This is a genomic window from Syntrophomonas wolfei subsp. methylbutyratica (assembly GCF_001570625.1).
GTDB classification, from domain to species: domain Bacteria; phylum Bacillota; class Syntrophomonadia; order Syntrophomonadales; family Syntrophomonadaceae; genus Syntrophomonas; species Syntrophomonas methylbutyratica.
Genome location: NZ_BBQT01000059.1, coordinates 1 through 720, shown reverse-complemented (window position 1 = coordinate 720; position 720 = coordinate 1). Strand labels below are relative to the sequence as shown.

Annotated in this window: 1 protein-coding gene; it reads left to right on the top strand. The window is 50.1% G+C overall.

Features of this window, described 5'->3' with window-relative positions:
* Positions 1–301: phosphotransferase (locus AWB54_RS14995; protein WP_153014771.1), on the top strand; the 301-nt coding region annotated here is incomplete at its 5' end.
* Between the last annotated feature and the right edge of the window lie 419 nt (positions 302–720).

Sequence of the window (720 nt, the reverse complement as noted above, 5' to 3'; positions counted from 1 at the left end):
TAATTGGTGCGAGCGGTCACCAGTGGGCAAGTGGGGCATGCTCGCTGTAGATGATCTCGTCGTGCCTCATGGCGAGTACGTCTTGTCGTATATCATGGTGGAAAATGTCCAGTTTTCTGGATTCATCGACTGTGGCCGGCTGGGTGTGGCGGACCGGTATCAGGACATAGCGTTGGCTACCCGTGATATTGCTGAAGAGCTTGGCGGCGAATGGGCTGACCGCTTCCTCGTGCTTTACGGTATCGCCGCTCCCGATTCGCAGCGCATCGCCTTCTATCGCCTTCTTGACGAGTTCTTCTGAGCGGGACTCTGGGGTTCGAAATGACCGACCAAGCGACGCCCAACCTGCCATCACGAGATTTCGATTCCACCGCCGCCTTCTATGAAAGGTTGGGCTTCGGAATCGTTTTCCGGGACGCCGGCTGGTTGATCCTCCAGTGCGCCGATCCTTCGGGGTTTTGCTTCTTATTGCGCTCTTCGTCGTTCACGATTTTGCTGGTTGATGTTTTCATATTTACCCACGCTTTGCGGTACTTGTCGTTTCGCCCCGCACCTGTACGCTTTGTTATTATTTATCTTTTTTTTTGTTTTTTTTTTTTTTTTTTTTTTACTGACACGGCGCCCACCGTTTTTTATTTTTTTTTTTTTTTTTTTTCAAGCAGAAGACGGCATACGAGATTTCTGAATGTGACTGGAGTTCAGACGTGTGCTCTTCCGATC